The organism is Ornithinimicrobium ciconiae, assembly GCF_007197575.1.
Taxonomy (GTDB): Bacteria; Actinomycetota; Actinomycetes; order Actinomycetales; family Dermatophilaceae; genus Ornithinicoccus; species Ornithinicoccus ciconiae.
Map to the genome: position 1 here is coordinate 1,518,624 of NZ_CP041616.1, position 25,610 is coordinate 1,544,233.

At 66.6% G+C, this 25,610-nt stretch carries 27 protein-coding genes; 12 read left to right on the top strand and 15 right to left on the bottom strand.

Features of this window, described 5'->3' with window-relative positions; genetic code table 11:
- The first annotated feature begins 106 nt into the window (after positions 1–106).
- A complete protein-coding gene (locus FNH13_RS07020) occupies positions 107–2,995 on the top strand; it encodes a vitamin B12-dependent ribonucleotide reductase (protein WP_143782805.1) in 2,889 nt (962 codons plus the stop codon).
- A gap of 275 nt (positions 2,996–3,270) precedes the next feature.
- Here the strand turns inward: FNH13_RS07020 and FNH13_RS07025 are convergent, their stop codons facing one another.
- Positions 3,271–3,585, bottom strand: coding sequence for a hypothetical protein (locus FNH13_RS07025; RefSeq protein ID WP_143782806.1), 315 nt, complete (start codon positions 3,583–3,585; stop codon positions 3,271–3,273).
- A 131-nt stretch (positions 3,586–3,716) separates the two neighbouring features.
- Here FNH13_RS07025 and FNH13_RS07030 point away from each other — a divergent pair, with 131 nt between their 5' ends.
- A complete protein-coding gene (locus FNH13_RS07030) occupies positions 3,717–4,247 on the top strand; it encodes a DinB family protein (protein WP_202878883.1) in 531 nt (176 codons plus the stop codon).
- A gap of 72 nt (positions 4,248–4,319) precedes the next feature.
- Here the strand turns inward: FNH13_RS07030 and FNH13_RS07035 are convergent, their stop codons facing one another.
- Both FNH13_RS07035 and FNH13_RS07040 read right to left on the bottom strand, forming a co-directional pair.
- The gene (locus FNH13_RS07035; protein ID WP_143782807.1) at positions 4,320–5,672 is read right to left on the bottom strand and encodes a dihydrolipoyl dehydrogenase family protein; all 1,353 of its coding nucleotides are present in this window, start codon (positions 5,670–5,672) and stop codon (positions 4,320–4,322) included.
- On the bottom strand, positions 5,672–5,983 hold the full coding sequence (locus FNH13_RS07040; protein ID WP_143782808.1) for a thioredoxin family protein: 312 nt from the start codon (positions 5,981–5,983) through the stop codon (positions 5,672–5,674). Before FNH13_RS07040 ends, FNH13_RS07035 begins: the two co-directional genes overlap by 1 nt.
- Between FNH13_RS07040 and FNH13_RS07045 the strand changes: the two genes are divergently transcribed.
- Positions 5,982–6,437 (top strand): MerR family DNA-binding transcriptional regulator, encoded by a 456-nt coding sequence (locus tag FNH13_RS07045; RefSeq protein ID WP_228266634.1) that lies wholly within the window; start codon positions 5,982–5,984, stop codon positions 6,435–6,437. The genes FNH13_RS07040 and FNH13_RS07045 overlap by 2 nt on opposite strands.
- On the opposite strand, the gene arsA is transcribed toward FNH13_RS07045, so the two are convergent.
- The 5 genes from arsA to FNH13_RS07070 form a co-directional block, all read right to left on the bottom strand.
- The gene (gene arsA, locus FNH13_RS07050; RefSeq protein ID WP_143782809.1) at positions 6,342–8,108 is read right to left on the bottom strand and encodes an arsenical pump-driving ATPase; all 1,767 of its coding nucleotides are present in this window, start codon (positions 8,106–8,108) and stop codon (positions 6,342–6,344) included. The two genes, FNH13_RS07045 and arsA, sit on opposite strands and share 96 nt — an antisense overlap.
- A 2-nt stretch (positions 8,109–8,110) precedes the next feature.
- Complete coding sequence (gene arsD, locus FNH13_RS19495; protein WP_143782810.1) at positions 8,111–9,358, bottom strand: arsenite efflux transporter metallochaperone ArsD; 1,248 nt, start codon at positions 9,356–9,358, stop codon at positions 8,111–8,113.
- 16 nt (positions 9,359–9,374) lie between these two features.
- A complete protein-coding gene (locus FNH13_RS07060; protein WP_143782811.1) occupies positions 9,375–9,695 on the bottom strand; it encodes an ArsR/SmtB family transcription factor in 321 nt (106 codons plus the stop codon).
- 256 nt (positions 9,696–9,951) lie between these two features.
- The gene (locus FNH13_RS07065) at positions 9,952–10,614 is read right to left on the bottom strand and encodes an arsenate reductase ArsC (RefSeq protein WP_143782812.1); all 663 of its coding nucleotides are present in this window, start codon (positions 10,612–10,614) and stop codon (positions 9,952–9,954) included.
- Between the two features lie 27 nt (positions 10,615–10,641).
- Positions 10,642–11,313 carry a metalloregulator ArsR/SmtB family transcription factor gene (locus FNH13_RS07070; protein ID WP_143782813.1) on the bottom strand — a complete coding sequence of 224 codons (672 nt, stop codon included), beginning with the start codon at positions 11,311–11,313 and terminating at the stop codon, positions 10,642–10,644.
- A gap of 116 nt (positions 11,314–11,429) precedes the next feature.
- Between FNH13_RS07070 and FNH13_RS07075 the strand changes: the two genes are divergently transcribed.
- From FNH13_RS07075 to FNH13_RS07085, 3 genes are all read left to right on the top strand, one after another.
- A complete protein-coding gene (locus FNH13_RS07075) occupies positions 11,430–12,839 on the top strand; it encodes an FAD-dependent oxidoreductase (RefSeq protein WP_143782814.1) in 1,410 nt (469 codons plus the stop codon).
- Positions 12,836–13,297 carry an arsenate-mycothiol transferase ArsC gene (locus tag FNH13_RS07080; protein WP_143782815.1) on the top strand — a complete coding sequence of 154 codons (462 nt, stop codon included), beginning with the start codon at positions 12,836–12,838 and terminating at the stop codon, positions 13,295–13,297. Before FNH13_RS07075 ends, FNH13_RS07080 begins: the two co-directional genes overlap by 4 nt.
- A 324-nt stretch (positions 13,298–13,621) precedes the next feature.
- The gene (locus FNH13_RS07085) at positions 13,622–14,632 is read left to right on the top strand and encodes a DUF4037 domain-containing protein (RefSeq protein ID WP_143782816.1); all 1,011 of its coding nucleotides are present in this window, start codon (positions 13,622–13,624) and stop codon (positions 14,630–14,632) included.
- A gap of 662 nt (positions 14,633–15,294) precedes the next feature.
- Here FNH13_RS07085 and FNH13_RS19235 read toward each other — a convergent pair.
- Positions 15,295–15,828, bottom strand: a complete 534-nt coding sequence (locus FNH13_RS19235; RefSeq protein ID WP_321169224.1) for an HAD-IC family P-type ATPase — start codon at positions 15,826–15,828, stop codon at positions 15,295–15,297.
- Here FNH13_RS19235 and FNH13_RS07095 point away from each other — a divergent pair.
- The 4 genes from FNH13_RS07095 (at position 15,736) to FNH13_RS07110 (ending at position 19,140) form a co-directional block, all read left to right on the top strand.
- Positions 15,736–16,008 carry a DUF2180 family protein gene (locus tag FNH13_RS07095; protein ID WP_143782817.1) on the top strand — a complete coding sequence of 91 codons (273 nt, stop codon included), beginning with the start codon at positions 15,736–15,738 and terminating at the stop codon, positions 16,006–16,008. The two genes, FNH13_RS19235 and FNH13_RS07095, sit on opposite strands and share 93 nt — an antisense overlap.
- 158 nt (positions 16,009–16,166) lie before the next feature.
- A complete protein-coding gene (locus FNH13_RS07100) occupies positions 16,167–17,714 on the top strand; it encodes an arsenic transporter (RefSeq protein WP_321169225.1) in 1,548 nt (515 codons plus the stop codon).
- Positions 17,715–17,799: 85 nt separating this feature from the next.
- Complete coding sequence (locus FNH13_RS07105; protein WP_165700046.1) at positions 17,800–18,129, top strand: ArsR/SmtB family transcription factor; 330 nt, start codon at positions 17,800–17,802, stop codon at positions 18,127–18,129.
- On the top strand, positions 18,130–19,140 hold the full coding sequence (locus tag FNH13_RS07110; RefSeq protein WP_143782819.1) for an arsenate reductase/protein-tyrosine-phosphatase family protein: 1,011 nt from the start codon (positions 18,130–18,132) through the stop codon (positions 19,138–19,140). It begins immediately after the preceding gene.
- Here FNH13_RS07110 and FNH13_RS07115 read toward each other — a convergent pair.
- From FNH13_RS07115 to FNH13_RS07140, 6 genes are all read right to left on the bottom strand, one after another.
- Complete coding sequence (locus FNH13_RS07115) at positions 19,109–19,771, bottom strand: winged helix-turn-helix domain-containing protein (RefSeq protein WP_143782820.1); 663 nt, start codon at positions 19,769–19,771, stop codon at positions 19,109–19,111. The genes FNH13_RS07110 and FNH13_RS07115 overlap by 32 nt on opposite strands.
- A gap of 44 nt (positions 19,772–19,815) precedes the next feature.
- Positions 19,816–20,586 carry a phosphate ABC transporter ATP-binding protein PstB gene (pstB, locus tag FNH13_RS07120; protein WP_202878945.1) on the bottom strand — a complete coding sequence of 257 codons (771 nt, stop codon included), beginning with the start codon at positions 20,584–20,586 and terminating at the stop codon, positions 19,816–19,818.
- A 116-nt stretch (positions 20,587–20,702) separates the two neighbouring features.
- A complete protein-coding gene (pstA, locus tag FNH13_RS07125) occupies positions 20,703–21,617 on the bottom strand; it encodes a phosphate ABC transporter permease PstA (protein WP_202878885.1) in 915 nt (304 codons plus the stop codon).
- A 5-nt stretch (positions 21,618–21,622) separates the two neighbouring features.
- Positions 21,623–22,603, bottom strand: a complete 981-nt coding sequence (gene pstC, locus FNH13_RS07130) for a phosphate ABC transporter permease subunit PstC (protein WP_143782823.1) — start codon at positions 22,601–22,603, stop codon at positions 21,623–21,625.
- A 43-nt stretch (positions 22,604–22,646) separates the two neighbouring features.
- Positions 22,647–23,651, bottom strand: coding sequence for a PstS family phosphate ABC transporter substrate-binding protein (locus tag FNH13_RS07135; RefSeq protein ID WP_143782824.1), 1,005 nt, complete (start codon positions 23,649–23,651; stop codon positions 22,647–22,649).
- A 360-nt stretch (positions 23,652–24,011) separates the two neighbouring features.
- Complete coding sequence (locus FNH13_RS07140) at positions 24,012–24,860, bottom strand: helix-turn-helix domain-containing GNAT family N-acetyltransferase (RefSeq protein WP_143782825.1); 849 nt, start codon at positions 24,858–24,860, stop codon at positions 24,012–24,014.
- Between the two features lie 35 nt (positions 24,861–24,895).
- On the opposite strand from FNH13_RS07140, the gene FNH13_RS07145 reads away from it, so the two are divergent.
- Both FNH13_RS07145 and FNH13_RS19240 read left to right on the top strand, forming a co-directional pair.
- Positions 24,896–25,123 (top strand): hypothetical protein, encoded by a 228-nt coding sequence (locus tag FNH13_RS07145; RefSeq protein WP_143782826.1) that lies wholly within the window; start codon positions 24,896–24,898, stop codon positions 25,121–25,123.
- Positions 25,124–25,141: 18 nt separating this feature from the next.
- On the top strand, positions 25,142–25,561 hold the full coding sequence (locus FNH13_RS19240) for a hypothetical protein (RefSeq protein ID WP_202878886.1): 420 nt from the start codon (positions 25,142–25,144) through the stop codon (positions 25,559–25,561).
- Positions 25,562–25,610 lie beyond the last annotated feature (49 nt).

Genomic DNA, 25,610 nt, shown 5'->3' on the forward strand with positions numbered 1-25,610 from the left:
CAGTGGTTGGTGGGACGGTGGTTGGGAACCGCCGGAGCAGGACTAGAACAGCAGAGCACGACGTTGAAACAACAGGGTCAGCACACACCAGAGGAGAGTCAGGATTATGACGGAGACGAGCGCGGCACGGTCCCGTTCCCGACGGGCCGGCAAGGGCCTGAAGATCGAGCGCATCTACACCACCCCCGGGGTGCACCCCTACGACGAGGTGACCTGGGAGAAGCGTGACGTCGTCCAGCAGAACTGGAAGACGGGCGAGACCATCTTCGAGCAGCGCGGCGTGGAGTTCCCCGACTTCTGGTCGGTGAACGCCTCCACCATCGTCACCACCAAGTACTTCCGCGGCGCCCTGGGCACCGAGGCCCGCGAGACCGGCCTCAAGCAGCTCGTCGACCGGGTCGTGCTGACCTATGTCAAGGCGGGCAAGGAGCACGGCTACTTCGCGACCGACGAGGACGCGGAGGTCTTCGAGCACGAGCTGACCTACGCGCTGATCCACCAGATCTTCAGCTTCAACTCCCCGGTGTGGTTCAACGTCGGCACCGCCAGCCCCCAGCAGGTTTCGGCGTGCTTCATCCTCGCCGTGGACGACTCGATGGACAGCATCCTCAACTGGTACAAGGAGGAGGGCTTCATCTTCAAGGGCGGCTCCGGTGCCGGCCTGAACCTGTCGCGCATCCGCTCCTCCAAGGAGCTGCTCTCCTCCGGTGGCACCGCCTCCGGCCCGGTCTCCTTCATGCGTGGTGCCGACGCCTCCGCGGGCACCATCAAGTCCGGTGGGGCGACCCGCCGCGCGGCCAAGATGGTCGTGCTCGACGTCGACCACCCGGACATCGAGGAGTTCATCGAGACCAAGGCGCGTGAGGAGCACAAGATCCGCGCGCTGCGCGACGCCGGCTTCGACATGGACCTGGGCGGCACGGACATCGTGTCGGTGCAATACCAGAACGCCAACAACTCGGTGCGCGTCTCTGACGAGTTCATGCGCGCGGTCGAGGACGGCGATGAGTTCGGCCTGCGCTCGCGCATGGACGGCTCGGTCATCGAGACCGTCGACGCCCGTGGCCTGTTCAACAAGATGGCTCAGGCCGCGTGGGAGTGCGCCGACCCGGGCATTCAATATGACGACACGATCAACGACTGGCACACCAACCCCGAGACCGGCCGGATCACCGCGTCCAACCCGTGCTCGGAATACATGTCGCTGGACAACTCGTCCTGCAACCTGGCCTCGCTGAACCTGCTGAAGTTCCTGCGCGAGGACAACAGCTTCGACGTGCAGAAATATCAGGCGGTGGCCGAGCTGGTCATCACCGCGATGGACATCTCGATCTGCTTCGCGGACTTCCCGACCGAGCCGATCGGTGAGACGACCCGCAACTATCGCCAGCTGGGCATCGGCTATGCCAACCTTGGCGCGCTGCTGATGGCCACCGGCCGCGGCTATGACTCCGAGGGTGGCCGCGCCCTGGCTGCCTCGCTGACCTCGCTGCTGACCGGCGCTGCCTACAAGCGCTCGGCCGAGCTGGCTGGTGTGGTCGGTCCCTACAACGGCTATGCCCGCAACGCCGACGCGCACAAGCGCGTCATGCGCAAGCACCAGGCGGCCAACGACGAGATCCGCAGCCTGCACGTGATGGACTCCGACATCCACAAGGCCGCCACCAAGGCCTGGGACGCGGTCGTCAAGGTGGGGGAGAAGCAGGGCTATCGCAACGCCCAGGCCTCCGTCCTGGCACCGACCGGCACCATCGGCTTCATGATGGACTGCGACACCACCGGCATCGAGCCGGACTTCTCGCTGGTCAAGTTCAAGAAGCTGGTCGGCGGCGGCTCGATGCAGATCGTCAACCAGACCATCCCGCGCGCGCTGAAGATGCTCGGCTATGCCGAGGAGACCATCGAGGCGATCGTCGAGCACATCGCTGACAAGGGTCACGTCATCGACGCCCCGGGCCTGAAGACTGAGCACTACGAGATCTTTGACACCGCGATGGGTGAGCGGTCCATCAAGCCGATGGGCCACGTGCGGATGATGGCTGCCGTGCAGCCGTTCCTGTCCGGTGCGATCTCCAAGACGGTCAACCTGCCGGAGACCGCCACGGTCGAGGAGATCGGTGACGTCTATCTGCAGGGCTGGAAGCTCGGCCTGAAGGCGCTGGCCGTCTACCGCGACAATTGCAAGGTCGGTCAGCCGCTGTCCGACGGTGGCTCCACCGCCAAGGACAAGGCCAAGGACGCCGCCGAGGCCAAGGTCGAGAAGGTCGTGGAATATCGCCCGGTCCGCAAGCGTCTGCCCAAGCGCCGCACCAGCCAGACCACGTCGTTCTCGGTCGGTGGCGCGGAGGGTTATCTGACCGCCGGCACCTATGACGACGAGACCCTCGGCGAGATCTTCCTGAAGTTCGGCAAGCAGGGCTCGACCCTGGCCGGCGTGATGGACGCCTTCTCGATCGCCGTCTCGATCGGGCTGCAGTATGGCGTGCCGCTGGAGACCTTCGTCGAGAAGTTCACCAACCTGCGCTTCGAGCCGGCCGGCCTGACCGACGACCCGGACGTGCGCATGGCACAGTCGATCATGGACTACGTCTTCCGCCGCCTGGCGCTGGACTACCTGGACTTCGAGACCCGCGACTACATGGGCATCCACTCCGCCGAGGAGCGGTCCCGCGAGCTGGAGACCGGGTCCTACCAGGCAGGTTCGGGCTCGGACGACTCTGGCGACGAGGCGCTGGAGGACGAGCTGGAGTCCTACAGCCAGTCCGTGGCCACCTCCACCAAGAAGGAGCGGCCCGAGGTCGAGGAGAAGGCCGCCACCGGCGCGGCTCTGGCCCGCCCGGTTGAGGGCGGCATCAACTCCTCCGCCGAGCTGATGGACAAGTTCCAGGGCAAGTCGGCCGACGCCCCGATGTGCATGACCTGCGGCACGAAGATGCAGCGCGCCGGCTCGTGCTACGTGTGCGAGGGCTGCGGTTCCACCAGCGGTTGCAGCTGACAGGCTGACCGCCCACGAGATCCGTCGTGGTGCGGGGGAGTAACCAACCTTCCCCGCACCATGGCGGCGCCAATTCCGGGGTCATGGCGGGAGGGGTCGCCGATCGTGCGGTCTCTCTATGGCAACGTCAAAGGCGGCGGATGGACGCAACACGTGGATCGTGGGCTGTGGTCTGTCACTCTGGTGTCTGGAGCGGCGGTTCGTGATCAGATCAGCGGCGGCGTCCCCGGTCGGACAGTCCGGGTGCGACTAGCACTTCGATGTGGAAGCCAAGCCTATGGGAGGTACTTGCCGAGCCAGCGCAGCTTTCCGCCGATGACCCTGTTCTGGTGCCACCCTCGGCGGATCATCTCAGCGCGCAGGTTGCGGAACTGATCCCGGACGAGCACGGCCGGCCCGCGCTTCCCCTCGTCCTCGATCTCCCGCGCCCGTTGGTGCACGAAGTGCGCGCATTGCAGACAGAGGTGAACCTCAGGGTGGCCGCCGAGCTGAACCATCCGGGCGGGGGCATCGGTGGAGCCGCAGCACCAGCACTCGGCGCTCGCATCATCGTGCTCACCGATGGCGGTGTTGACGGGCTCGGCGCTCATATGCCTCAGTGTGCGCGTCCACAGGGCCGGACGGAAGCCTTGAGGGTGAGCGCTGCTGCATCGACACGAGCGGAACCGGGCATGAGCAGCCGTTGGCTTGCAGCGCGGCTGCCAGGTGGGACACTGTGGTGGTGTCGCCGGCTTTCGACCGTCAGCCAATTCACGCGGAGTTGGAGCGTGCACGCCTCGACCTTCACGGTCTCGTTGAGCAGGCCACCGCATCCGATCTGCGTCGGTGCACCGACGGGACCAGGTGGACCAACGAGCAGATGCTGTGGCACATGGCGTTCGGCTACCTCATCGTGTGGCGGTTACTCCCCGTTGTTCGCTTGTTCGGGCGGCTCCCCGACGGGTACGGTCGACGGTTCGCGGCGGTCCTGAACGCGTCCACGCGTCCCTTCCACCTGGTCAATTATCTTGGCGGGTGCGGCGGCACGCTCGTGTTCCACGGTCCGCGCCTGACCCGGTTGCTCGACAGCACCGTGGACAAGCTCCACCGCCGCTTGGACGCCGAGACCGAGGATTCCCTGCAACGCCGGATGCACGTCCCGGTCCGGTGGGACCCCTTCTTCGCCGACTCGATGACCGTGGCGGACGTCTACCACTACGGCACCCAGCATTACGACTTCCATCGAGCCCAACTCACCCTGCTGCGGCTCTGACGCCTCGCGTGGCATCGGGTGACAGGGGATGTCACGACCGGCGTCGGCGGCACACAGGGCCGCCCGTGGGGTTCAGAGCATCGAGCCGAGGTCTGATCCGACCGTGGGGTAGGCGGCGGTCACGGACTTGAGCTGACGGGTGGTCAGATCGAGTTTCATCGCGAGACCGAGGACGTTGATCAGTTCGGCGTAGTCGGGGCCGAGCAGGTGCGCGCCGACGATCCGGTCGGTAGTGCGGTCGATGAGGATCTTGGCCGCGGCGGTCGTCTCCCCGATGCGGTAGTTGGAGTACCAGCTGCTCGTGTCGTGGTGGCGGACCTCGAGGTCGATGCCCTGGTCGCGGGCCTCTTGTTCGAGCATCCCGACCCGGGCGAGTTCGGGGATCGTGAACACCGCGGTCGGGACGCCTGTGTAGTCGGGTGCCTTCGTGGTGGCGTTGAGCATGTTGGACGCGGCGACCTTGCCCTCGATCACGGCGACCGGGGTCAGCGGCATCCCCGGGGTGTCGGCTGAGTCTCCGGCGGCGTATACGGCCGGGTTGGTGGTGCTCTGCAGGTGGGGCGCGACGTGCACCCCGTGCTCGTCCCACGCGACGCCGGCCGAGTCCAGGTCCAAGCTGGTCAGCTCGGGCGTCCGGCCGGCGCCGTGCACGATCAGGTCGAACACCATCGTCTCGGTGCGGCCGGATCGGTCCACGGTGACCTGGTAGCCGGCCTCGGACTTCTCGATCGAGGTGATGGTGGTGGAGCGCAGCAGCTCGATCCCGGAGGCGGCGCCACGGGCGATGAGGAGGTGGACGAGGTCGGGGTCGAACGCCTTGAGGGGGCGGGGCCCGCGGTCGATGATGGTCGGGGCGCTACCGGCCCGGGCCGCGATGTGGGCGAACTCGAAGGAGACGAAGCCGCCGCCGACGAACAGGATCCGCTGCGGGAGCTCGGGCAGCTGCAGGAAGTCGGTGCTGTCGACCAGGTGCTGGTCGCCCGGGAAGCCCAGCGTGCGCGGGCGGGCGCCGGTGGCGATCAGGAAGTGTCTCGCCGTGTGGTGGGCGTCCTCGATCTCGAGGTTGTTCTTGCCGGTGAACCGGGCCGGACCGTGCAGGGTGTCGACGCCGTTGGCCCTGAGGGTGTCCTCCATACGTGCTGGGACCGGGTCGGTGAAGCCGTGCTTGTGTTTCATCAGGTCCGCCCAGCTGATCGCCAGGCCGTCGCTGGTGATGCCCTTGCCGCGCATCAGCCGGGCGCTGTCGATGATCTCGGCGCCGCGGCGCAGGATCTTCTTCGGGTCGCACCCGCGTAACGCGCACGTGCCCCCGTAGGGCAGCGCGTCGACGATGCCGACGCTCCAGCCCCGCGACGCGCACATGTTGGCCGCCGCGACCCCGGCCATGCCGGCGCCGATCACGATCAGGTCGTAGCTGCGGCTCATTAGTTGTCCTTCTGCGCCACGCCGAGAACGACCCGAAGCTGCTCCAGCGTGGGCGCCCCGGCCAAGCCGTCCCGGGTGCGGTAGACCCGGCACGAGAGCCCGACCCCGGCGTTCGGTTCGGCGAAGGCATCGACTCCGTCGACCAGGATGCTGGGCGAGCCGAGGAAACCGAGCCGTTCGGCCTCCTCCGGGGTCTCGACCCGGCGACGCTTCACGACGACGTCCGCGTGGTCGGCGGCGATCGCGGCAAGGCGTTGATCGATGAGCGCCCAGTTCGGGCAGTCGTCGAAGTACAACAGCGTGATGTCCATGAGACCGACCGTAAACGTTGTACCGGGGTGCAATGTCAAACGGAAGGACGAAGAGGTGCTGATCGGAGAGCTTGCTGACGCGGCCGGGCTGTACGGCCAGACCATTCGCTTCTACGAGCGCAAGCGCCTCCTGCCCAGCCCCAAGCGGGGCGCCAACGGCTACCGGAACTACGACGAGTCCAGCGCCCTTGCCCTCCAGCGAGCGGCGCATCCGCTACACCCGCGCCCGCGCGGGCGAACGCGCCGCCGTCGAAGCCCGACGCCTCAACCTCGGGGCAATCTGAGGACTCCCTCCAGCACAGCGACATCGACGGACGCAGCCTCAAGGGGCTCGGTTCCCGACGTTCACAGGTGCGAGCTACACCGGGACCACCTGTCCGGTAACGATCGATCCGAGCCGTTCCACGCCCACCGGCTCATCCGACAACAGGGGAACGACCGCGACCCGGTCTGACAGGGACTCGACGCGGGCGACCTGGTCGACCTCGTTCTGTGCGCGAACCTGCAAGAACGGGGATTCTGGTCGTGCGGCGAGCAGCGAGTTGTTGATGACCCACGCCCAAGGATGAATTCCGGCGCGTTCGAGATCTTGCTGGAGGACCTCGGCCTCAGTGACCGGCGTGGGTTCGGCGAGGGTGATGAGCAGGACTTTGGTCTGGGTGGGGTCCTGGAGTCGCATCAGGGGGGTGGTGTAAGCCATCGCATCTCCCATCTGCCGTGCGACGTCGCGGTGGTAGGACCCGGCCGCGTCCAGCAGGAGCAGAGTGTGACCGGTGGGTGCGGTGTCGATGACTACGAACTCGCGCCGTGACTCGTGCACAGCTTTGGAGAACTGTTGGAAGACCGCGACTTCCTCGGTGCACGGTGAGAGCAGGTCTTCGGCGAGGTTGCGGCGCCCGGCCTCGTCGAGGTTCTTGCCCTTGGTAGCCAGGACCCGGTCGCGGTACTCCCTGGTCGCCTCTAGTGGGTCGATGCGGGAAACCCGTAGACCGGTGACGGAGCCGTGCAGGGTCTCCTCCAGGTGGGCCGCGGGGTCGGTCGTGGTCAGGTGTACGGGGTGGCCTCGGTGAGCGAGTTCGACGGCGATGGCTGCGGCGATGGTGGTCTTCCCGACTCCGCCCTTGCCCATGCACAGGACCAGGCCGTGCTCGCCCTTCTCGATCTCGTCGACCAGCGCTGCCAACGGCCCCGGGAGCGTGACTTCCAGGGCTGCAGCGCCCGCGTCCTCGGACGCATCAACCGTGTCGTTGCTCAACAGGGACCTCAGCGCGGGCAGGCCGACCATGTTGGTCGGCCGGAGGCCGATCACGTCTCGGGTCAGTGTCGCGACACCGGCCGGCATCGCGGTGAGTGCCGCGGTCTCGCGGGCTCGGACGGCGGCGGCGAGTGCCTCGTCTCCGGCTTCGGGCGGCAGGACGCCGTTGATGACCACGTGGGTGGCGTGGATGCCGATCTCGCCGAGTTCGTCGTTGGTCCGCTCGATCTCCTTCAACGAGGATGTCTGCGCGCGGGCGACCAGGACCAGACGGGTGCGGGTCGGGTCCTTGAGGGCTTCGACTGCGGCGGCGTAGGTCGAGCGTTGCTTGTCCAGGCCGGCCAGCGGACCCAGGCAGGAGGCGTCACCCTTGCCGGACTGGAGGAAGTCGGTCCAGGAGCCGGGGAGCTGGAGCAGGCGGACGGTGTGGCCGGTGGGTGCGGTGTCGAACAGGACATGGTCGTAGCCGCCGTAGACGGCCGGGTCGGCGAGGAAGGCGGTGAACTCGTTGAAGGAGGCGACCTCGGTGGTGCAGGACCCGGAGAGCTGCTCGGTGATGGAGGCCAGTTCCTTGTCCGGTAGGAGTCCTCGCACGGGGCCGACGATCCGTTCCCGATAGGCCTCGGCTGCCTGTTCCGGATCGATCTCCAACGCCGACAGTCCCGGAACGCCTTCGATCGCCGTGATGGTGTTGCCGATCACGACATCGAAGACCTGGCCGACGTTTGACGCCGGATCTGTGCTGACCAACAGGACCCGTTTGCCCTGCCCGGCCAGCGTGACGGCCGTGGCGCAGGCGACCGAGGTCTTCCCGACACCACCCTTGCCGGTGAAGAACAGGAATTGGGGAGCGTCCTGAAGGAACTGCATGATCAGCAGCAACCCGTCGAGCCACAGCCGGTGCTCTCCGCGACGGTGAGCTCGATCGCTCCCGCCGGAACGACGGGCGCCTGGGTCAGGCCGGTGTAGCGGAGCAGTTGGTCCCGGGTGGGGTAGGTGCCGGTCAGGACGGTGACCCCGTCGACGGTCGTCAGCGGTAGCCCCTCGGAACCAGCGACTTCGAGGAAACCGCGGACCGACTCATCCGCGGCGAAGGCGAGGGGATCGTTGGCCAGGTTGTGTCGAGCGATGTCGGCGCCCTGCTCGGTCAGGTGGTTGAGGTCGGCGCTGAACTCGACGAGCCGTTGGTCGACATCCTCACCACAGACTCCGGTGTTGCAGCACAGTGCCGGTTCGTAGACGCGGACGCTGTGCACGTGGATCTCCCGAGATTCGGTCGCGGGGCGGGTGGCGAGTGTGCCGGGCTTGGTCCCACGCAGGGAAGCGCTGCGGATCACGCCGTCGAAGTCCGCGACAAGCGATCCGAGGTCACCGACTCCAGCCAGATCCTCTGAGCTGAGACCGGAGGCGAGTCCTTCAAGCTCACTGCGCCCGAAGACGTTCGTCGGTTCGATGCTCACCTGCTCGAAACCGGCGGCTTCCATCAGCTTGATGGCCTCCTCCTCGACGAGAGCGCCGGTGATGCAGCCGGTCCACAGCGCCATCACCGCGGTGAGTTCCGGGGTCAGTGGCCGGGACAAGACCACATCGGAGATCGCGAGCCGTCCGCCGGGGCGTAGGACCCGGAATGCTTCTCGGAAGACCTGGCCCTTGTCGACGGACAGGTTGACCACGCAGTTGGAGATGATCACGTCGACCGAGTCGTCGGGGAGTGGGATGTCCTCGATGGTCCCGAGCAGGAACTCGACGTTCTCGACCCCGGCCTTGGCCTTGTTGGCGTTGGCGAGTTCGAGCATTTCAGGTGTCATGTCCAGGCCGTAGGCCATGCCGTCGGGGGCCACCCGGCGTGCGGAGAGCAGCACGTCGATGCCGCCTCCCGAGCCCAGGTCCAGCACCACGTCGCCTGGCTTGAGAGCAGCCAGCAGCGTCGGGTTTCCGCAGCCCAGTGATGCCGTGACGGCCTCGTGGGGCAGCGAGGTCCGATCGGAGTCGTCGTACTGGGATTGTCCGAAGGGGTCAGTGTCGGAGCAGGCGGCCGGACCGCAGCAGGACGACACGTTGCGTGCCGCGTCGGCGTACCGTTCCTGGACGGCGCTGCGGATGTCTTCCGCTTGATTCATGGGCATGATCGGCTCCTCAGTCGGTGGGGCAGTTGGTGGTGCCGGCCAGGGTGGACAGCAGGGCGATCGGTTCGGCGACGGCGTCGCAGCACAGGGCGTAGACGTTGGAGCGACCGACCGGCGTCGCGATGACCAGGCCGTTCTCGCGCAGGCTCTTGAGGTGATGGCTCACCAGGGTCTGTCCGAGTCCCGTGGTCGCGACCAGCTCGGTGACCGTCGACTCCTGGTCCGCGACCGCGAGCAGGATCATCAGCCGGTTCTCATCCGAGAGAGCCTTGAGGACCGGAGCGATCTGTCGGGCTCGGTCAGCCGGAGTGGTGCGGGTTCGAGTCGCCATACATCGAACGTAACATCAGCGATCACTGCTGTCAACAGTGATGACTGTTGAAAGGGTCTCACTTCGACCGGTAAGGTCGGCCGACGACGCGGCCCCCCGGGGCGGGTCCCGTCCCGGGTCCTACAGCCACTTGTGGTCGTCGCGCCATACGACGACCAGCGCGACCACACAAGCGATCGGGGTCAGCAGGCACACGCCGATCTGCACCGCTTCGATCACGGCCTCTGTACCCCACTCACCGAGGTTGGTCGCGTTCTCAGAGCGGCTGGCGGCGGGCGGCCTGCGGGACGCCGAGCTCATCCAAGAGCTTGAGGACTCGCTGCTCGATCTCGTCGCGGATGGGTCGTACCGAGGCGATGTCCTGCCCGGCCGGATCATCGAGGGCCCACTCCTCATACTTCTTGCCGGGGAAGATCGGGCAGGCGTCGCCACAGCCCATGGTGATGACGGCGTCGGCGGCCTGGACGACCTCGTCGGTCCACGGTTTGGGGAACTCCCCGGAGATGTCGATGCCCTTCTCGGCCATCGCGGCGACTGCGACCTTGTTGATCTCGGTGCCGGGTTCCGACCCGCCCGACCAGGCGATCGCCTGGTCCGCGGCGTGGTGGGTGAAGAAGCCGAGGGCCATCTGTGAGCGGCCGGCGTTGTGAACGCACAGGAACAGCACCACCGGATTGGTGTCGGTGACATGTCCCTCGATCCGCGCCAGCGCCTGAAGGCGCTGGCGGGCGAACCGCTCGGCCAGCAACGGCAAGAAGTTGGGGATCGTTGACTTGTCGGCGAACTCATCGAAGGAGGAGTTCAGAAACCGCTCGATCGTCTCGGTGTTGAAGGCGGTCGAGAACTCCTCGGCCAGTCGTGACGCGGACCTCTTGAGGGCGAGCTGCTGGTCAAGGGAGATGGTCGGGTTCGTGCTCATCGTGGAGCCTCCAGTTCGTGGTGCAGATCAGGATGCGAGGCGAGGGGCGAGGGCGAGTACGCGACTCTCGATCTGCTCATAGGCGGCGTCAAACGCGGCACCGGTGCCGACCCGCACTGGATCGGGGATCGACCAGTGCAACTCGTGAGACACGCCTAGCTCCTCGTGCGCCAGGTCGCACACCGTGATCACCAGGTCGCCCTCGCCGACCACGTCCGCCAGTGCGCGCGGTCGCAGGCGTGGAAGCGGCAACCCGCGGCGGCCGGCCACCTCGATCGCGCCCGGATCGATCCGGGCGGCCGGGTGCGTGCCCGCCGAGGTCGAGGGCACATCACTGGCCTGTCGCCACAGGGCGGCAGCCAGATGGGACCGCGCGGAGTTGGCCGTACACACGAACACCACCCGCGGCGGTGGCGGCACGGCCGCCTGAGGAGCGACGCTCAGGGTGTGCTCGACCAGGCGCAGGTACTGCCGGCGCCCATCGCCCTGGGATCGGTGACTGGAGACCAGGCCCACCTCGCGCAGAACCTTGAGGTGGTGCGCCAGGAGATTCGACGGCATCCCCAGGGCCTCGGCCAGCTCCGAGGGCGCGGCATCCCCGGTGGTGAGGATGTCCACGATGCGCAGACGCGCCGGATCGCCCAACGCGGCATAGATGGCAGCCCGCCGATCAAGAGATCCATCAGACTCAAAGTTCATTGACTCAAGTTTGACTGGGATATATCAACAGGTCAAGATGTTGCCGTGCTCCGGCCCGTGCCGACGACGCTGCGACCGCCGCACACCCCTGACCTCCGAGCATCAAGGACGAGACCATGAGACTCATCGCCATTGGCGGCAGTGACGCAGGCATCTCCGCTGCTCTGCGTGCGCGAGAGCTCGACCCGTCGGTCGAGGTCACCGTTGTCGTCGCCGACGCCTATCCCAACTTCTCGATCTGCGGGATCCCGTATTACATCTCCGGGGAGGTCACCCACTGGCGCAACCTGGCCCACCGCACCCACGCCGATCTCGAAGCCACCGGGATGAAGTTGCGCCTCGACACTTGGGCGTCCTCGATCGACGTCGGTGGGCAACGCCTCGCGGTCCGTAACCCCGATGGCAGCAGCGACTTCCTGGAGTACGGCGAGCTGATCGTTGGCACCGGTGCCGTCCCGGTCCGCCCGCCCATTGAGGGACTCGACTCCCTGGACGCGGTCGACGGGGTGCACCTGCTGCACTCGATGGGCGACACCTTCGCCCTCACCGAATCCCTGGACCGGATCCAGCCCAAGAGGGCGCTCATCGTCGGGGCCGGCTACGTCGGCCTGGAGATGGCCGAAGGTCTCACGATGCGCGGGATCGAGGTCATCCAGGTCGAGATGCTCCCCGAAGTCCTCCACACCGTCGAGGTCGAGCTCGGCGCTCTGGTTCACGACGAGCTCGTCAAGAACGGCGTCGACGTCCACACCAACTCCACCGTCACCAAGATCAGCAAGACCGCCACTGGTTTGCACGTCGACGGCGCCACCACCGACGGCGAGACGCTCGCCTGGGACGTCGACCTCGTCCTCGTAGTCGTGGGAGTTCGGCCCGACACTGAGCTCCTCGTCGAGGCAGGCGCCAAGACTGGCCCACGGGGCGCTGTGCTCGTCGACGAGACCATGTCCACTGGGCTCCCGCATGTCTGGGCCGCTGGCGACTGTGTCGTCACGCATCACCGCCTGCTCGGCACCACGTACCTGCCGCTGGGCACCACCGCCCACAAGCAGGGCCGCGTCGCCGGGGAGAACGCGCTCGGCGGATCGGTGAGGTACTCCGGATCCCTCGGCACCCAGGTCGTGAAGGTCTTCGACCTCGTCGCTGCCCGCACAGGCTTGCGCGACCACGAAGCGTTCGCGGCAGGCTTCGCCCCGATCAGCACCACGGCCACCCCCGACGACCACAAGGCCTACTACCCGGGCGCGACGCCGATCTCCATCCGCATCACCGGCGACGCGAACACCGGCCGACTGCTCGGCGCACAGCTCATCGGCACCCGCGGAGCCGAGATCTCCAAGCGGGTCGACACCTATGCCACCGCGCTGTTCCACGAGATGACCGTCTCCGCGATGACCGAGCTCGACCTCTCCTACACCCCACCCCTGGGCTCACCCTGGGACGCCGTCCAGATGGCCACCCAAGCATGGGTCAAGGAACACCAGCTCGACACCGAACGCGCCACCATCCAGAAGGACAACCGATGACCAAGCCGACCCTGCTCTTCATCTGCACGCACAACGCCGGCCGCTCCGCCCTCGGCGCCGCGCTCGCACGAGAACAGGCCGGCGACCGAGCCGTCGTGCTCTCCGCAGGCATCGACCCGGCCGAGACCGCAAGCGCCGGCACCATCGCCAGCCTCGCGGAGATCGGCATTGACGACTCCGCATACATTCCGACCAAAGTGACCGAAGAGCTCGTTCGCAACGCGACCGTCGTGATCTCGATGAAGCCCGGCCTGGACGTCCCGCAGATCGAGGGGATCTCTTATGAGACCTGGGACCTGCCGAACCCGGACGGCTGGGACGTGGAGGCCATCCGCCCGCTCCGAGACCATATCGACGGACGGGTCGCCGACCTGGGTTTAAACGGAAGCCCCGCGCCTACTCCGGGAGGTCTGAGACTGGCCCATCACCTGATCGCGCGTCCCCACATCCGCCACTGAACTAGTCGATCTGTCCCACGTGTCCCGAACTCGCGGGTATTGCCCAAGGTCCCTCCCCGCCGACACGGGCATCCGGACAGGCGTCTGAGCATCGGCCCCAAGACGAGCGCCTCGAGCGCGTCATAGTGGGCAGATCGCGGCGTTATGACGCACCTCGCCGACACGCTTGCCGTGGAGGCCGGCAAGCGTTCACAAGCCGGCCCGAGTAGTGGCTGGGTCAGTAGGTCTTCACTAGCAACTCGCGCGGTTCGCAGAAACGGCCCCCTGAGGTTTCCACGGAGGGGTGCATGGGTCCACACTGAGTTCCCTGAGGAGGCCGATGGCATGTCCATGTTCGTTCCGGGGGCCGTCTTGAGTCGGCGGCTGTACGAGGAAGTCGTGCAGCCCATCCTGAGCGCCAGGTTCCCTAACCTGCCGCACTCCGCGGCACTGCTGGGCCGCGGGTCGGAGGTGCTCGGATTCGACGACGAGATATCGACCGACCACGACTGGAAGCCCCGTGCCCTGATCTTTCTCGCCGAGGACGACGAGGCGCGCCGCGGCGCCCAGGTCCGGGAGGCGCTGCAAGGGGATCTGCCGCTGACCTTCGCCGGTTGCCCGATCGACTACGAGGTCCACACCGTCCGCGGCTACGTCCGGCAACAGCTGGAGCTGGACCTCGACCGTGACCTCGCCCCCCGCGACTGGCTGACACTGCCGGAACACGGTCTGCGCATGTTCACCGCGGGGGTCGTCTTCCCCGACGAGGTGGGCCTGCAGTCAGCCCGGGACCGTCTGGCCTACTACCCCCACGACGTCTGGCTGTACCTGCTCATCACCGGTTGGTGGCGCGTCCACCCGGAGATGAACCTGGTAGGCAGAGCAGGAGCCGCGGGCGATGAACTGGGCTCCGCACTGATTGGGGCACGTCTTGTCGGTGATCTCATGCGGCTCCCCTTCCTGATGGAACGGCAGTACGCGCCGTACTCGAAGTGGTTCGGGACGGCCTTCTCACGCCTCGGGTGTGGCCCGGAGCTCACCCCGGTCCTGCAGAACGTCAGCCGCGCGCAGTCCTGGCAAGACCGCGAAGCCGCCCTGATGACGGCCTACGAAATGCTGATCCTGATGCACAACTCACTCGGCCTGACCGCCCCGGTAGGAACGGAGGTCGTGCACCTGTGGAACCGACCCTTTAAAGTCGCCTGGGCCGCGATCCCGGATCTACTCCTCCCCCTACTCCGTGACCCAGCGGTCGTGCCCATTGCGCAGAGATGGCCGGTCGGACCCGTAGACCAGTTCCGAGAGCTGTACTGGGCACCGAAGAACCGCCACCTGCTCCTGCGTCTCTTCGACTAGAACAGCGCTCGGGAACCCGGACTAGGCCGACACCCAGGGCGCATCGTCATCCAGGGTGCTTGAACACCAGCAACTCGGCGCATTCAGGCCACCGATGGCCCGGCTGCTCAGCATCCGCACATCGGCAGATGATCGAGATCCCCGAATCCCGAGGATAGGCCATAGCGGGCGAAACGCGGCGATATGACGCACCTCCGGAACGACAGACCCGCGGCAAATCCGTGTGTTGCCGGTGGCGCTAGAACTTGCATACCTATGCAGCGGCGAGGACCTTGGGGGCTGTCCCGCTCGCCCGTCGTTACCTGTGCTCAAGTGGTTCGTGGTGTTCGAATGGGTCGTCTATCGGGCCACTGCGACCCTTGCGAGTGAGCCGGGTCCTCGTCGGCACGTCACAGGGAGTGCCCCTGCGCCCAACGCTGCCGATGGCCTGGAATTGCAGGGAGGGTCGTCCGCCGATGGAGTTGATGAAGATGGTTGTGGCGGATAGGGCCATCGCGACCATCGCCCACACCGGGTACACCAGCCCGGTGGTGGCCAAGGGGATGCCGACGCCGTTGAACAAGTAGGCTAACGCGACGTTCTGGCGGGTGCTTCGGTAGCTGGAGCGGCTAATTGTCCGGGCGGTGATGACCGAGCGCAGGTCCTCGCGCGCGACGATGATGTCAGCGGACTCGACTGCGATGTCGGTGCCGCCGCCCGATCGCGATGCCGACGTCGGCCTGCATGAGGGCGGAGGCGTCGTTGATGCCGTCCCCGACCCATAACCACCCGGGTCCCGTCGGCTTAGAGGTCTCGGACGATGTCGGCTTGCCCTCGGGCAACACCCCGGCGCGGACGTCTTCGATGCCCAGCTGGGCGGCGACGTGGCGGGCAGCGCGTTCGTTGTCGCCGGTGACCAGCACCGGATCCAGGCCGGCGTCGCGCATCTGGGCCAGGGCCTCGATGGCGTCAGCGCGAATCTCATCCCCCGGAGCAATCACCCCGAGCGGTTCGCAGTCGGCGGCCACGGCCACCACGGTTCTGGTGGAATCATCTGCCACTTTGACCTGTGGCGCCGTGTCGAGTAATGTCATATTGACACACGTCGATACAAGGAGTTTTCCATGAACTGTTGGGATCATGAGTTGGGTGGTCAGGCCTCGGTGAGGGCTGTGGCTGTGTGTATGCACTGTGGCGCGGGGGTCTGTTTGGAGCATGCCTCGGTTCGCGAGACGGAGCGGTACCGACAGAACGGAGTGGGGTCGCCGTCGAGGCTGCTACCCAACAGCCGAGAGATCTCTTGTGCGGCATGCGCAGAGGCCTCCATGAACGGATCACGCACGGCCGTGCCCGGCTCGCGCCCGCACAAGATAGCTGCGGCTACCGCTGCGCGGTAGCAAACTCGCGAGCGTAGGCACTCGCCTCGCTCGGCTGAACCAGCCACTCTCGCCCGCCACTATGCGTGGCGGGCGTCGCTACGCCCAAGCCCCGACATCTCAAAGAACTGGAGCACTCCTTATGGCAGCCCCGGCAACGCGTCGTGCCCGTCCTCCCGGTGCGTTCTGCCCCCCACGGCGGGATCCTGGTGGGGGTCGAGCGCCTCCCGCAGCGCGACCAGCCTCACGCACGTCTTCTCGACACCCTCGGCGACGAGGAGGAACTGACGATGCTGCTCGCCGTCATCATCTTCCTTGCCACCCTCGTGCTGGTGATCTGGCAGCCCAAGGGCCTGGGCATTGGATGGAGCGCCCTGGGTGGCGCGGTTGTTGCTCTGCTTGCCGGGGTGGTTCATCTCGCAGACATCCCCGTCGTGTGGGACATCGTGTGGAACGCCACCCTCACCTTCGTCGCGGTCATCATCATCTGCTCGATCCTCGATGAGGCTGGGTTCTTTGAGTGGGCCGCGCTTCACGTGGCGCGCTGGGCGCGGGGTAACGGCAGTGCCCTGTTCAACCTGATCGTCGTTCTGGGTGCAGCAATCGCTGCACTCTTCGCCAACGACGGCGCCGCCCTGACCCTGACGCCCATCGTTTTCGGGATGATCGTGGGGTTGAAGTTCGAACCGAAAGTCGCTTTTGGCCTCGTCATCGCCACTGGGTTTATCGCCGACACCGCGAGCTTGCCGTTCGTCGTTTCCAACCTGGTCAACATCGTGGTCGCTGACTTCTTCGACATCGGCTTTGCGCGTTATGCGTTAGTGATGGTGCCCGTCGCACTGGTTTCTCTGGCCGCGAGCCTGGCTGTGCTGCGGATCTTCTTCCGCAAGTCCATCCCAGGCTCGTATGACGTGTCAGCTTTGCCGCGCCCCAGAGCGGCAGTGACGGACCCGATGACCTTCCGCGCTGGCGTGGTCGTCCTGGTTGTCCTGCTCGGCGGCTACTTCGCAACGGACGCCATCGGAGTGCCCGTTGCCGCTGTCGCCGTGCTGTGCGCGCTGGTCCTCGCCCTCATCGCGGCGCGCCAACCACACGCACTCTTTCGCCGTCTGTCCGGCGTCGAGCGCGCCACGGACGTGAACGAGGGTCTGGTTGCGGCCCAGGCCACCGGAGGCGCTCCGCTGACCGTAGGGGCAGATCCTGCCAGGACGACGGTAATCCCTGCTGCTCAGCCCCAGATTGCAGTGTGGTCGGTGGTGAAGTCTGCGCCGTGGCAGATCGTGGTGTTCAGCCTGGGCATGTATCTCGTCGTGTACGGCCTCCGGAGCGAAGGTCTGACCGACCATCTGGGCCAGCTACTCGCGAACCTTGCCCAGCACGGAGATCTGGCCACCGCGACGGGCACCGGGTTCCTCGTGGCAGGGATGTCCTCGGTCATGAACAATATGCCGACGACCCTGATCGCCGCCCTTGGCATTGAGGCCTCCGGCGCCACCGGGCTGACGGGACAGATGATGGCCTACGCCGCCGTGATCGGTGCCGACCTCGGCCCCAAGATCACACCGATCGGCTCCCTAGCGACCTTGCTGTGGCTGTCGGTACTAGACCGCAAGGGCATGCACATCGGGTGGGGCACCTACTTCAAGGTCGGGATCGTCCTGACCATCCCCGTCCTCGCCGTGACGCTGCTTGCCCTGGCTCTCTGGCTCACCATCCTCGGCCCGTGACCGGCGCCTCGACCCCGCGTCACAGAGGTCGACAAGGGCAGGTCGACGGCGGAGGCGGTTCAAAGATAGGCGATAGGCTATGGCTATGAGTGCCCAGCGGAAACCCGAGCCCTCAGCGCCCAACGAAGCCCCGAGGGGACTGCAGCGGGAGCACGCTGCTTTGGTGGCCCGATCTCTGCGGGTCCTGGCCAACGCCACCCGACTCCAGTTGCTCAGCGGCATCCTGGGCGCTGCAGATGGTCGGGCAACGGTGCGTACCCTGACGGATGCCGTGGGGCTGCGGCAGCCGACCGTCTCTCAGCACCTACATCTGATGCTCGAGTCCGGGGTCGTGGAGCGCGAGCCCATCGGCCGGGAAGTTTGGTACTCGATTCACCCTGACCTGATCGACACGGTCACCGACCTCGTGACGTAGATGACACGAGAAACGCCTCCGGGCACTGGTTCACCGGGGCCCAGCGAGGTGCTGCGCCGGCGCGCGGCCCAGCTCCAAGCCCTGACGGAGCCAGTGCGGCTGCTCGCGCTCTCCTTCCTGGCCCAGGAGCCAGACCACGCACTCAGCAAGTCAGACCTGGCGGCCCAGCTGCATCTGACGCCTTCGGACCTGGAGGTGCAGCTCGAGGTCCTGGTCGACAGCGGGTTGGTCGCGCTCCTAGATGAGGTCGTGACCCTCACCGTGGACTCCTGGCAGCATTTCCGCGCCATTATTGCCCCCAAGTCGACTGGCCCCGGGGGACTTCCGCAGGGGTTCCCGATGGCCCGCGAGACCGACTGGAGCGGATACCCAGCGGTGGTCAGGCGGATCGCCGACCAGTTGGCACAGCGCTTCCGGACCACCTTCTCGCGTAACACGGTGCATCGCTACGTTGCGGAGAGCTATGACGAGCTGTCCTCCCGGTCGAAGGTGAGCCGCCACATCCCCATGCTCACCAACCGATTGGCCACCGAACGGCTCGCCGGTGTCGCCGCGGCACGCGGCATCGTGCTTCATCCGGTGCCCTCGATCCTGTTCGTCTGCGTGCACAATGCCGGCCGGTCGCAAATGGCGATGGCCTGGGCGGAGCACCTGGCTGGAGACCTGATCACTGTGCAATCGGCGGGGTCGACACCAGCCGTCGTCGTCCATCCGACTGTGCTGACCTACCTAGGGGAGGCCGGCCTGGAGCTGCCGCGCCACGGCCCGCGGGTCCTGACCGAGGATCTGGTGCGGACAGCCGACATCATCGTGACCATGGGATGCGGTGATGCCTGCCCCGTCATCCCGGGTAGAAGATACTTCGACTGGGACGTCCCTGACCCTGGCGGTCAGCCGCTAGAAGCGGTCCGGGAGATCGCCGAGGAGATCCGCGGTCGGGTGGATCACCTGCTCGCCGAGCTGGGGATCGGGGAGGTCACTACGCGGCCACGCGGTATCCCTGACCCCTGACGTTCTCCAGAAGGTCGGCTGTGCAACCGGACTCGATGAGGCGTCTGCGCAGCCGGTGCACGACCCGGCGCGTTCGCTCGTCCGCGTTCGCGCCCAGCAGGCCAAGCTCGTCGGCCAGCTCCGCGGTGGACAGGAACGCCGGAGCAGCCCGGAGCAGGCGCACCAGACAGGCGAACTGCAGGGAGGACAAGGTGACCTCCCGCCCCCCGGGGGCGAGCACCCGCATGGCGTCGAGGTCGACCTGGAGTCCCGGGACGGCCAGCACCCCCCGAGCGCGGCTGTGCACCTGCACCCCTAAGACATCGCGTATCCGCGCCGCGATCTCCGTGGTCGTCAGGGGGACACTCAGCAGGCCGTGACACCCCGCGGCGACCGCCTCAGCGGCCACGGTGATGGCCGTGACATCTTGCCCGAGAGCGACCACTACCGGCACCCCGGACCACTGACGCACCCCGCTTACCAAAGCTGCCGTTGAGACTCCGACGACATCGGTGGGCACCACCAGGGCATCGGGCACGAGGTGGTCGAGCGCGAGTAGTGCAGTAACAGGGTCGGCGATGTAGTCCAGCGACAGGGACGCCTGATCACCGGTAATCGAGCCGGCCGGCAGCGACGGGGACTGGATCACCACGACGCGCGGCGGCCAGGACCTCAGCGACGGTCTCGCGTGGTTTATCACCCGAAACGGCCGCTTATGTAGTCCTCGGTGCGCTTGTCCGACGGGGTCCCAAAGATTTTGGAGGTTTTGTCGAACTCGACGAGCAGCCCGGTCCGGTTCCCGGTCGTCTCATCCGGACGGGCCGTGAAGAACGCCGTGCGATCCGACACCCGGGCCGCCTGCTGCATGTTGTGGGTGACGATGATGATCGTGTACTCCTCCCGCAGGTTGAGCATCAGGTCCTCGATGGCGCTCGTAGCGATCGGGTCAAGCGCTGAGCACGGCTCGTCCATCAGGATAATGTCGGGCTTGGTGGCGATGGCGCGCGCGATGCACAGGCGCTGCTGCTGCCCACCGGAGAGGCTGTAGCCGGACTCCTTCAGCTTGTCCTTGACCTCGTCCCACAACGCTGCCGACCGCAGGCACTGCTCCACGTGGTCGTCCATGCTGTCAACCTTCATGCCGATCACCCGTGGCCCGTAGGCGACGTTGTCGTAGATGGACTTGGGGAAGGGGTTGGCCTTCTGGAAGACCATGCCGATGTGTCGTCGAACCTCGATCGGGTCGACCTTGGGGCCGTAGACGTCGATGTCGTGATAGAGCACCGTGCCCTCGACCCGCGCACTGGGCACCAGGTCGTTCATCCGGTTCAGGCAACGCAGCACGGTCGACTTGCCGCAACCGGACGGGCCGATGAGGGCGGTGATCTCGTGGCGGCCGAACTTGAGGTCGACGTCGTGCACGGCATGGAAGTCGCCGTAGAAGACGTTGAGCGCCCGCGTCTCCATGACGGGCAGCGGCTGGTTCGGGAGATCCTCACCCGGGTTGCGGACCGTGGGCCTCTTGGTTTCGGCGGTGGCCGTGGCATTACTCACTGGGTGCTCCTTGGGAGTGTTGCTAGTCATCACAGGTCGCGGGTGAACTTGTTGCGGATCCAGATAGCGATGGAGTTCATCGCCAGCAGCACCGCCAGGAGCACGATGACTCCGGCGGAGGCCAGGATGCGGAACTCCTCCTGTGGGCGACTCGCCCACTGGTAGATCTGTACAGGGAGGGCGGTGTAGGCACCGTCGAAGAACCCGTCCGGGTTATAGGTGACGAACACCGTCGCCCCGACGAGCAGCAGCGGTGCGGTCTCGCCGATGGCCCGGGACAGCGCCAGGATCGTTCCGGTGACCATGCCGGGTACCGCCGAGGGCAGCACCTGGTGCCAGATGGTCTGCCACTTCGTCGCGCCCAGCCCCAGCGAGCCGTTGCGCAGGGTGACCGGCACCGAGCGGATCGCCTCACGGGAGGCCAAGATGATGGTCGGCAGCACGAGCATGGCCAGCGTGAGGGACCCGGCGTATACCACCGTCCCCAAGCTCAGCGGGCCGCGTACGATGAGCGCGAGGCCGAGTATGCCGAAGACGATCGAGGGGACCGCCGCGAGGTTCTGGATGTTGAGGTCGATGAAGCGGACCCACCACTTGGACTGGTCGGCGAACTCCTCCATGTAGATCGCCGCGGAGACGCCGATCGGGACCACTGTGAGGACCAGGCCGATCATGAGGTAGATCGTGCCGAAGAGCGCGGACTGCATGCCCGAGCTCTCACGGTCCAGAGTCGAGGGCATCTGCCTGATGAGGTTCCAGTCCAGCCGCGGCCACCCCTTGACTGCCGCTTGGATGATCACCGCGACGAGGGTGACGAACGCGACCACCAGGCAGAGGATGAGCAGTGCCCGGAAGACCTCTCCCTTCCATTTCCCTCGGCGGGCTCCGTTCTCCAGGTTCAGCTGGGTGGTCCGGCGTGCGCTTGCCGTTGCGGTTCGGGTCACGCTGTTCATTCGTAGGTCTCCCGGAAGCGACGGACCAGTGCAATGCTGATCATGTTCATGATGAAGGTCATGGCGAAGAGCAAGGCACCGACCGCGAAGATCGTGTAGTACGTGGTCGTGCCGTGCCCGATATCGCCGGTTGAGGTTCGCGCGATGAACGTGGTCATCGTCAGGACCGAGTCATTGGGCCACAACGACAGGCTGGCGGCCGCCCCAGCCGCGAGCAGGACGATCATGGTTTCACCGATGGCGCGGGACACGCCCAGGATGAAACTGGCCACGATGCCCGACAGAGCGGCCGGAACCACCACCTTGGTAGCGACCTGCATCCTGGTGCTCCCCAGGCCGTAGGCGGCTTGCCGAAGACCCGACGGGACGGCAGACATGGCGTCCTGCGAAATGGAAGCCACCGTCGGGATGATCATGACGCCCATGACGATGCCGGCCGACGCTGCGGAGAAGACTCCGGGCGGCTCACCGAGCTGGCCGGGCAGGAAGGTGGGCCAGTAGTCACGGAGCAGCGGGGTGACGAAGGTGAGTGCGAACACACCGTAGGCGACCGTGGGGACGCCTTCCAGCACTTCCAGGATGGGCTTGAGCACCTTGCGGGCACGTCGGCTCGCGTACTCGCTGAGGTAGATCGCGGCGCCGAGCCCGGCCGGGATCGCGATCACGAGAGCCCACAGGGTCACGTTCAGGGTGCCGACGACGAGTCGATAAACACCGTAGCCGGGGTTGCCCGCGTTGAAAGGTGCCCATGCCTCGGTGGAGAAGAAGTTGGCGGGTGAGACCCGGTTGAAGAACTCGATGGTCGGGGTCAGCAGGGACACGACGATCCCGGCTGTGACCAGGACCGAGAAGGCCGCGCAGAGGAAGAGCCACCCGACGATGGCCTTCTCCCCGTAGCGCCGCGAGCTGGCGCTCAGGCTGACGGGCTCCTGCCGGTCCCCGCCGGGCGGGGACTGGGTGTGCGTGGCAGAGCTCACGGCGACCTCCTCGGTCCTGGTCTGCAGGGATTGCGGTCAGCGGTCAGCGACCACCGGTGAGGCTGGCAACCTTGTCGAGCGCCTCCTGGGTCTGCTCCTCGGTCAGGCCGATGAACCCGGCGGCCTCAGCCGCCGGGCCGGAGTTCTCCACGTGGAACTCGACAAAGGCCAGGACCTCGGGCTTCTCCAGGGCCTCAGCCGAGGGGTAAATGAACAGCTGGCGACCCAGCGGGTTGTAGTCCCCGGCCTGCACGGTCTCCTCGGACGGCGCGACACACTCGCCGGCCTCGTTCTCGACCTCGATGGCCTTGACCTGGTCACCGGCCGCCGTGACATAGGACAGCGGGATGAAGGCCATCGCGCCGGTGCTCCCGGACACACCGATGACGGCTGCGTTGTCGTCCTCGCCGATGTCGTTGTAGTTCTGGGTGATGTTCCCCTCCTCACCATTGATGGCCTCGGTGAAGTAGTCGAACGTGCCGGAATCGGTGCCCGGGCCGTAGAGCTCGAGCGCCTCGTCCGGGTAGTCGGGGTTGATGTCAGCCCATGTCGTGGCGGTGGACCCGTCCTTCCACGCTGCGTTGATCTCCTCAACGGTCATGCAGGTCACCCAGTCGTTCGCCGGGTTGACGACAATGGCCAGTCCGTCGTTGGCCACGCCGAGCTCCTCGAACTCCACCCCGTTGGCGGCACAAAGGTCAATCTCCTCCTGCTTGACCTCCCGGGAGGCCATCGAGACGTCAGTCTCGCCGTTGCAGAACTTGTCGAAGCCACCACCGGTGCCGGAGGTGCCCACAGCAATACGAACGTCCGGGTTCTCGTTCATGAACAGCTCGGCCGCGGCCTCGGTCAGCGGGGTCACGGTCGAGGACCCGTCGACCGCGATGTCACCGGACAGCTCGTCGCCCTCGGACTCGCCGCCCTCCTCAGCAGCCGCCGGTGGGTCTTCGGTCCCGGTGTCACCATCGTCGCTGCCACAGGCCGCAAGGGAAATTGTCGCCAGTGCCGCCACGGACACGCGTGCCAGGGTCATGCGTCGCACAGACATGTGCCGTTCCTTTCGATCACGGGAGCGGCGAGCAAGAGCCCGACGCCGCTGGTCGTACAACCAGCAGACCCATAGAAGTCTCCCTATATGAACGGAAGGTGACGAGTGAGGTACGTACGACTATCCCATAGGTGGCTATCTATGCATTCCCACAGGGAGCATCATGGCGGAAATCGGGAGTGCCCATGCGCGCGGTGGGATGTCGAGTTCACAACAAGCCCTGGGATATCACCGAACACCGCGGCTCCCGCGGGGACGTCGGCCCGTCGGATGCGGTTGAACGTTCGTCACCGATCGGCGCGTGGGCGAACTGCCACCCCTCACCCGCCGCATGGGCGGCGGGAGTGACCTTTGAGTGCGTCAGTTGACCTCGGAGCGGCGCTCCAGCAGGACCGTGTCGCGCCAGATGCCGTCGAGTCGTGCGATGCGGTGGCGGATCGCCAGGGTTCGGTAGCCGGCGGCGTGGTGCAGGGCCAGGCTGGCACGGTTCTCCGGGAAGATCGTGGCCTGCAACGTCCACAGGCCAGCACCGTCTGCTTCGTTCACCTGGCGCCACAGGAGCGCCTTGCCGACGCCCGCGCCGCGGGCTGAGGTGGTGACATACACGGTGGATTCGGCAACCCCGGCATAGCACTTGCGCTCGGACGCAGGGCTCAGCGCGGCCCAGCCGACGACAGCAGCGTCACACTCGGCTACCCACGCAAGGTTCGGCAGCCAGCGGCGCTGCAGCGCCTGGGCCGCGGGGACCTCTCTCTCGAACGTGGCGTCTCCGGTGGCAATCCCTTCGGCGTAGATGTCGAGCACCGCCGACATGTCGCGCTCCTCGACGGCTCGGACGGTGACGTCATCAGGCAGGTCACTCGGACAGCACGGCGCGTTCTGAAGCGTTCCCATCACGACGTCGGCCGCGTGTGGCAGGCCGACGCAGCAGGTCTGGTTGATCGAGACGAGGCTGGTGGTGCCCACTCGGTCCACGATCAGAAACCCGACCTCGGCTAGCTTGCGGACGTGGTGGGAACAGGTTGACTGGCTGATCTCCAGCTGCGCGGCGAGGTCCCCGACCCGAACCGAACCGCTGGGCGCCGTGGCCACGGTATGCAACAGGCGCACCCTGGTGGAGTCAGCCAGGGTGGCGAACCACTCGGCATACGTGCCGGCGGTCTCCGCTGGCAGGTCTTCGGCCCGCACGTGCTGCACGATCGACGTCATACCGGGTCAGCGGAGTCGCTCGAACCGGTCGTGACGTGACGATGGAGGCGGGACGCGACGCGGATCCCTTCATCGTGCATGCCCAGACGGCCGCCGGGCCGGTCCGGCTGATCGCGGGTGCTGTCATCGATGCCTCCGGCACGTGGGGTCGGCCAAATCCGCTGGGGGCCGACGGCTACCCCGCAGCGGGGGAGGTCGAGCACGCTGACCGGATCGCCAACGGCATCCCCGACCTGTCCGTGGCCACGACCCGGGCATGGTAGGCCGGCCGGCACGTCGTCGTGGCAGGAACCGGGGCGTCGGCGCAGGGCGCCCTCGTCTCCCTCGGGAAGCTCGTGGCCGAGCACCCGACGACGAGAGTGACGTGGCTGGTCCGCCGCACGGGTGCCTCCTTCGGCGGTGGAGACAACGACCAGCTGGTCGAGCGCGGCGCCCTGGGCCTCCACGCGCGACAGGTGGTCGAGTCACCGGCCGTGGACCGGCGCACGACTTTCCGCACCGTCGCCGTCCGCACTCAGCCCTCTGGTCAGCTGGCGGTGGAGGCCTTGGACGGCCAGGTGGTTGAGGACGTCGACGAGATCGTCGTCGCTACCGGGTTCCGACCGGACCTGTCCTACCTCTCCGAAGTTCGGGTCGACCTCGACCCTGCCCTGCAGGCACCTCGACGACTCGCGCCCTTGATCGACCCGAACGTGCACTAATGCGGGACTGTCTATCCTCATGGCGCCAAGGAGCTGGCTCAACCGGAGT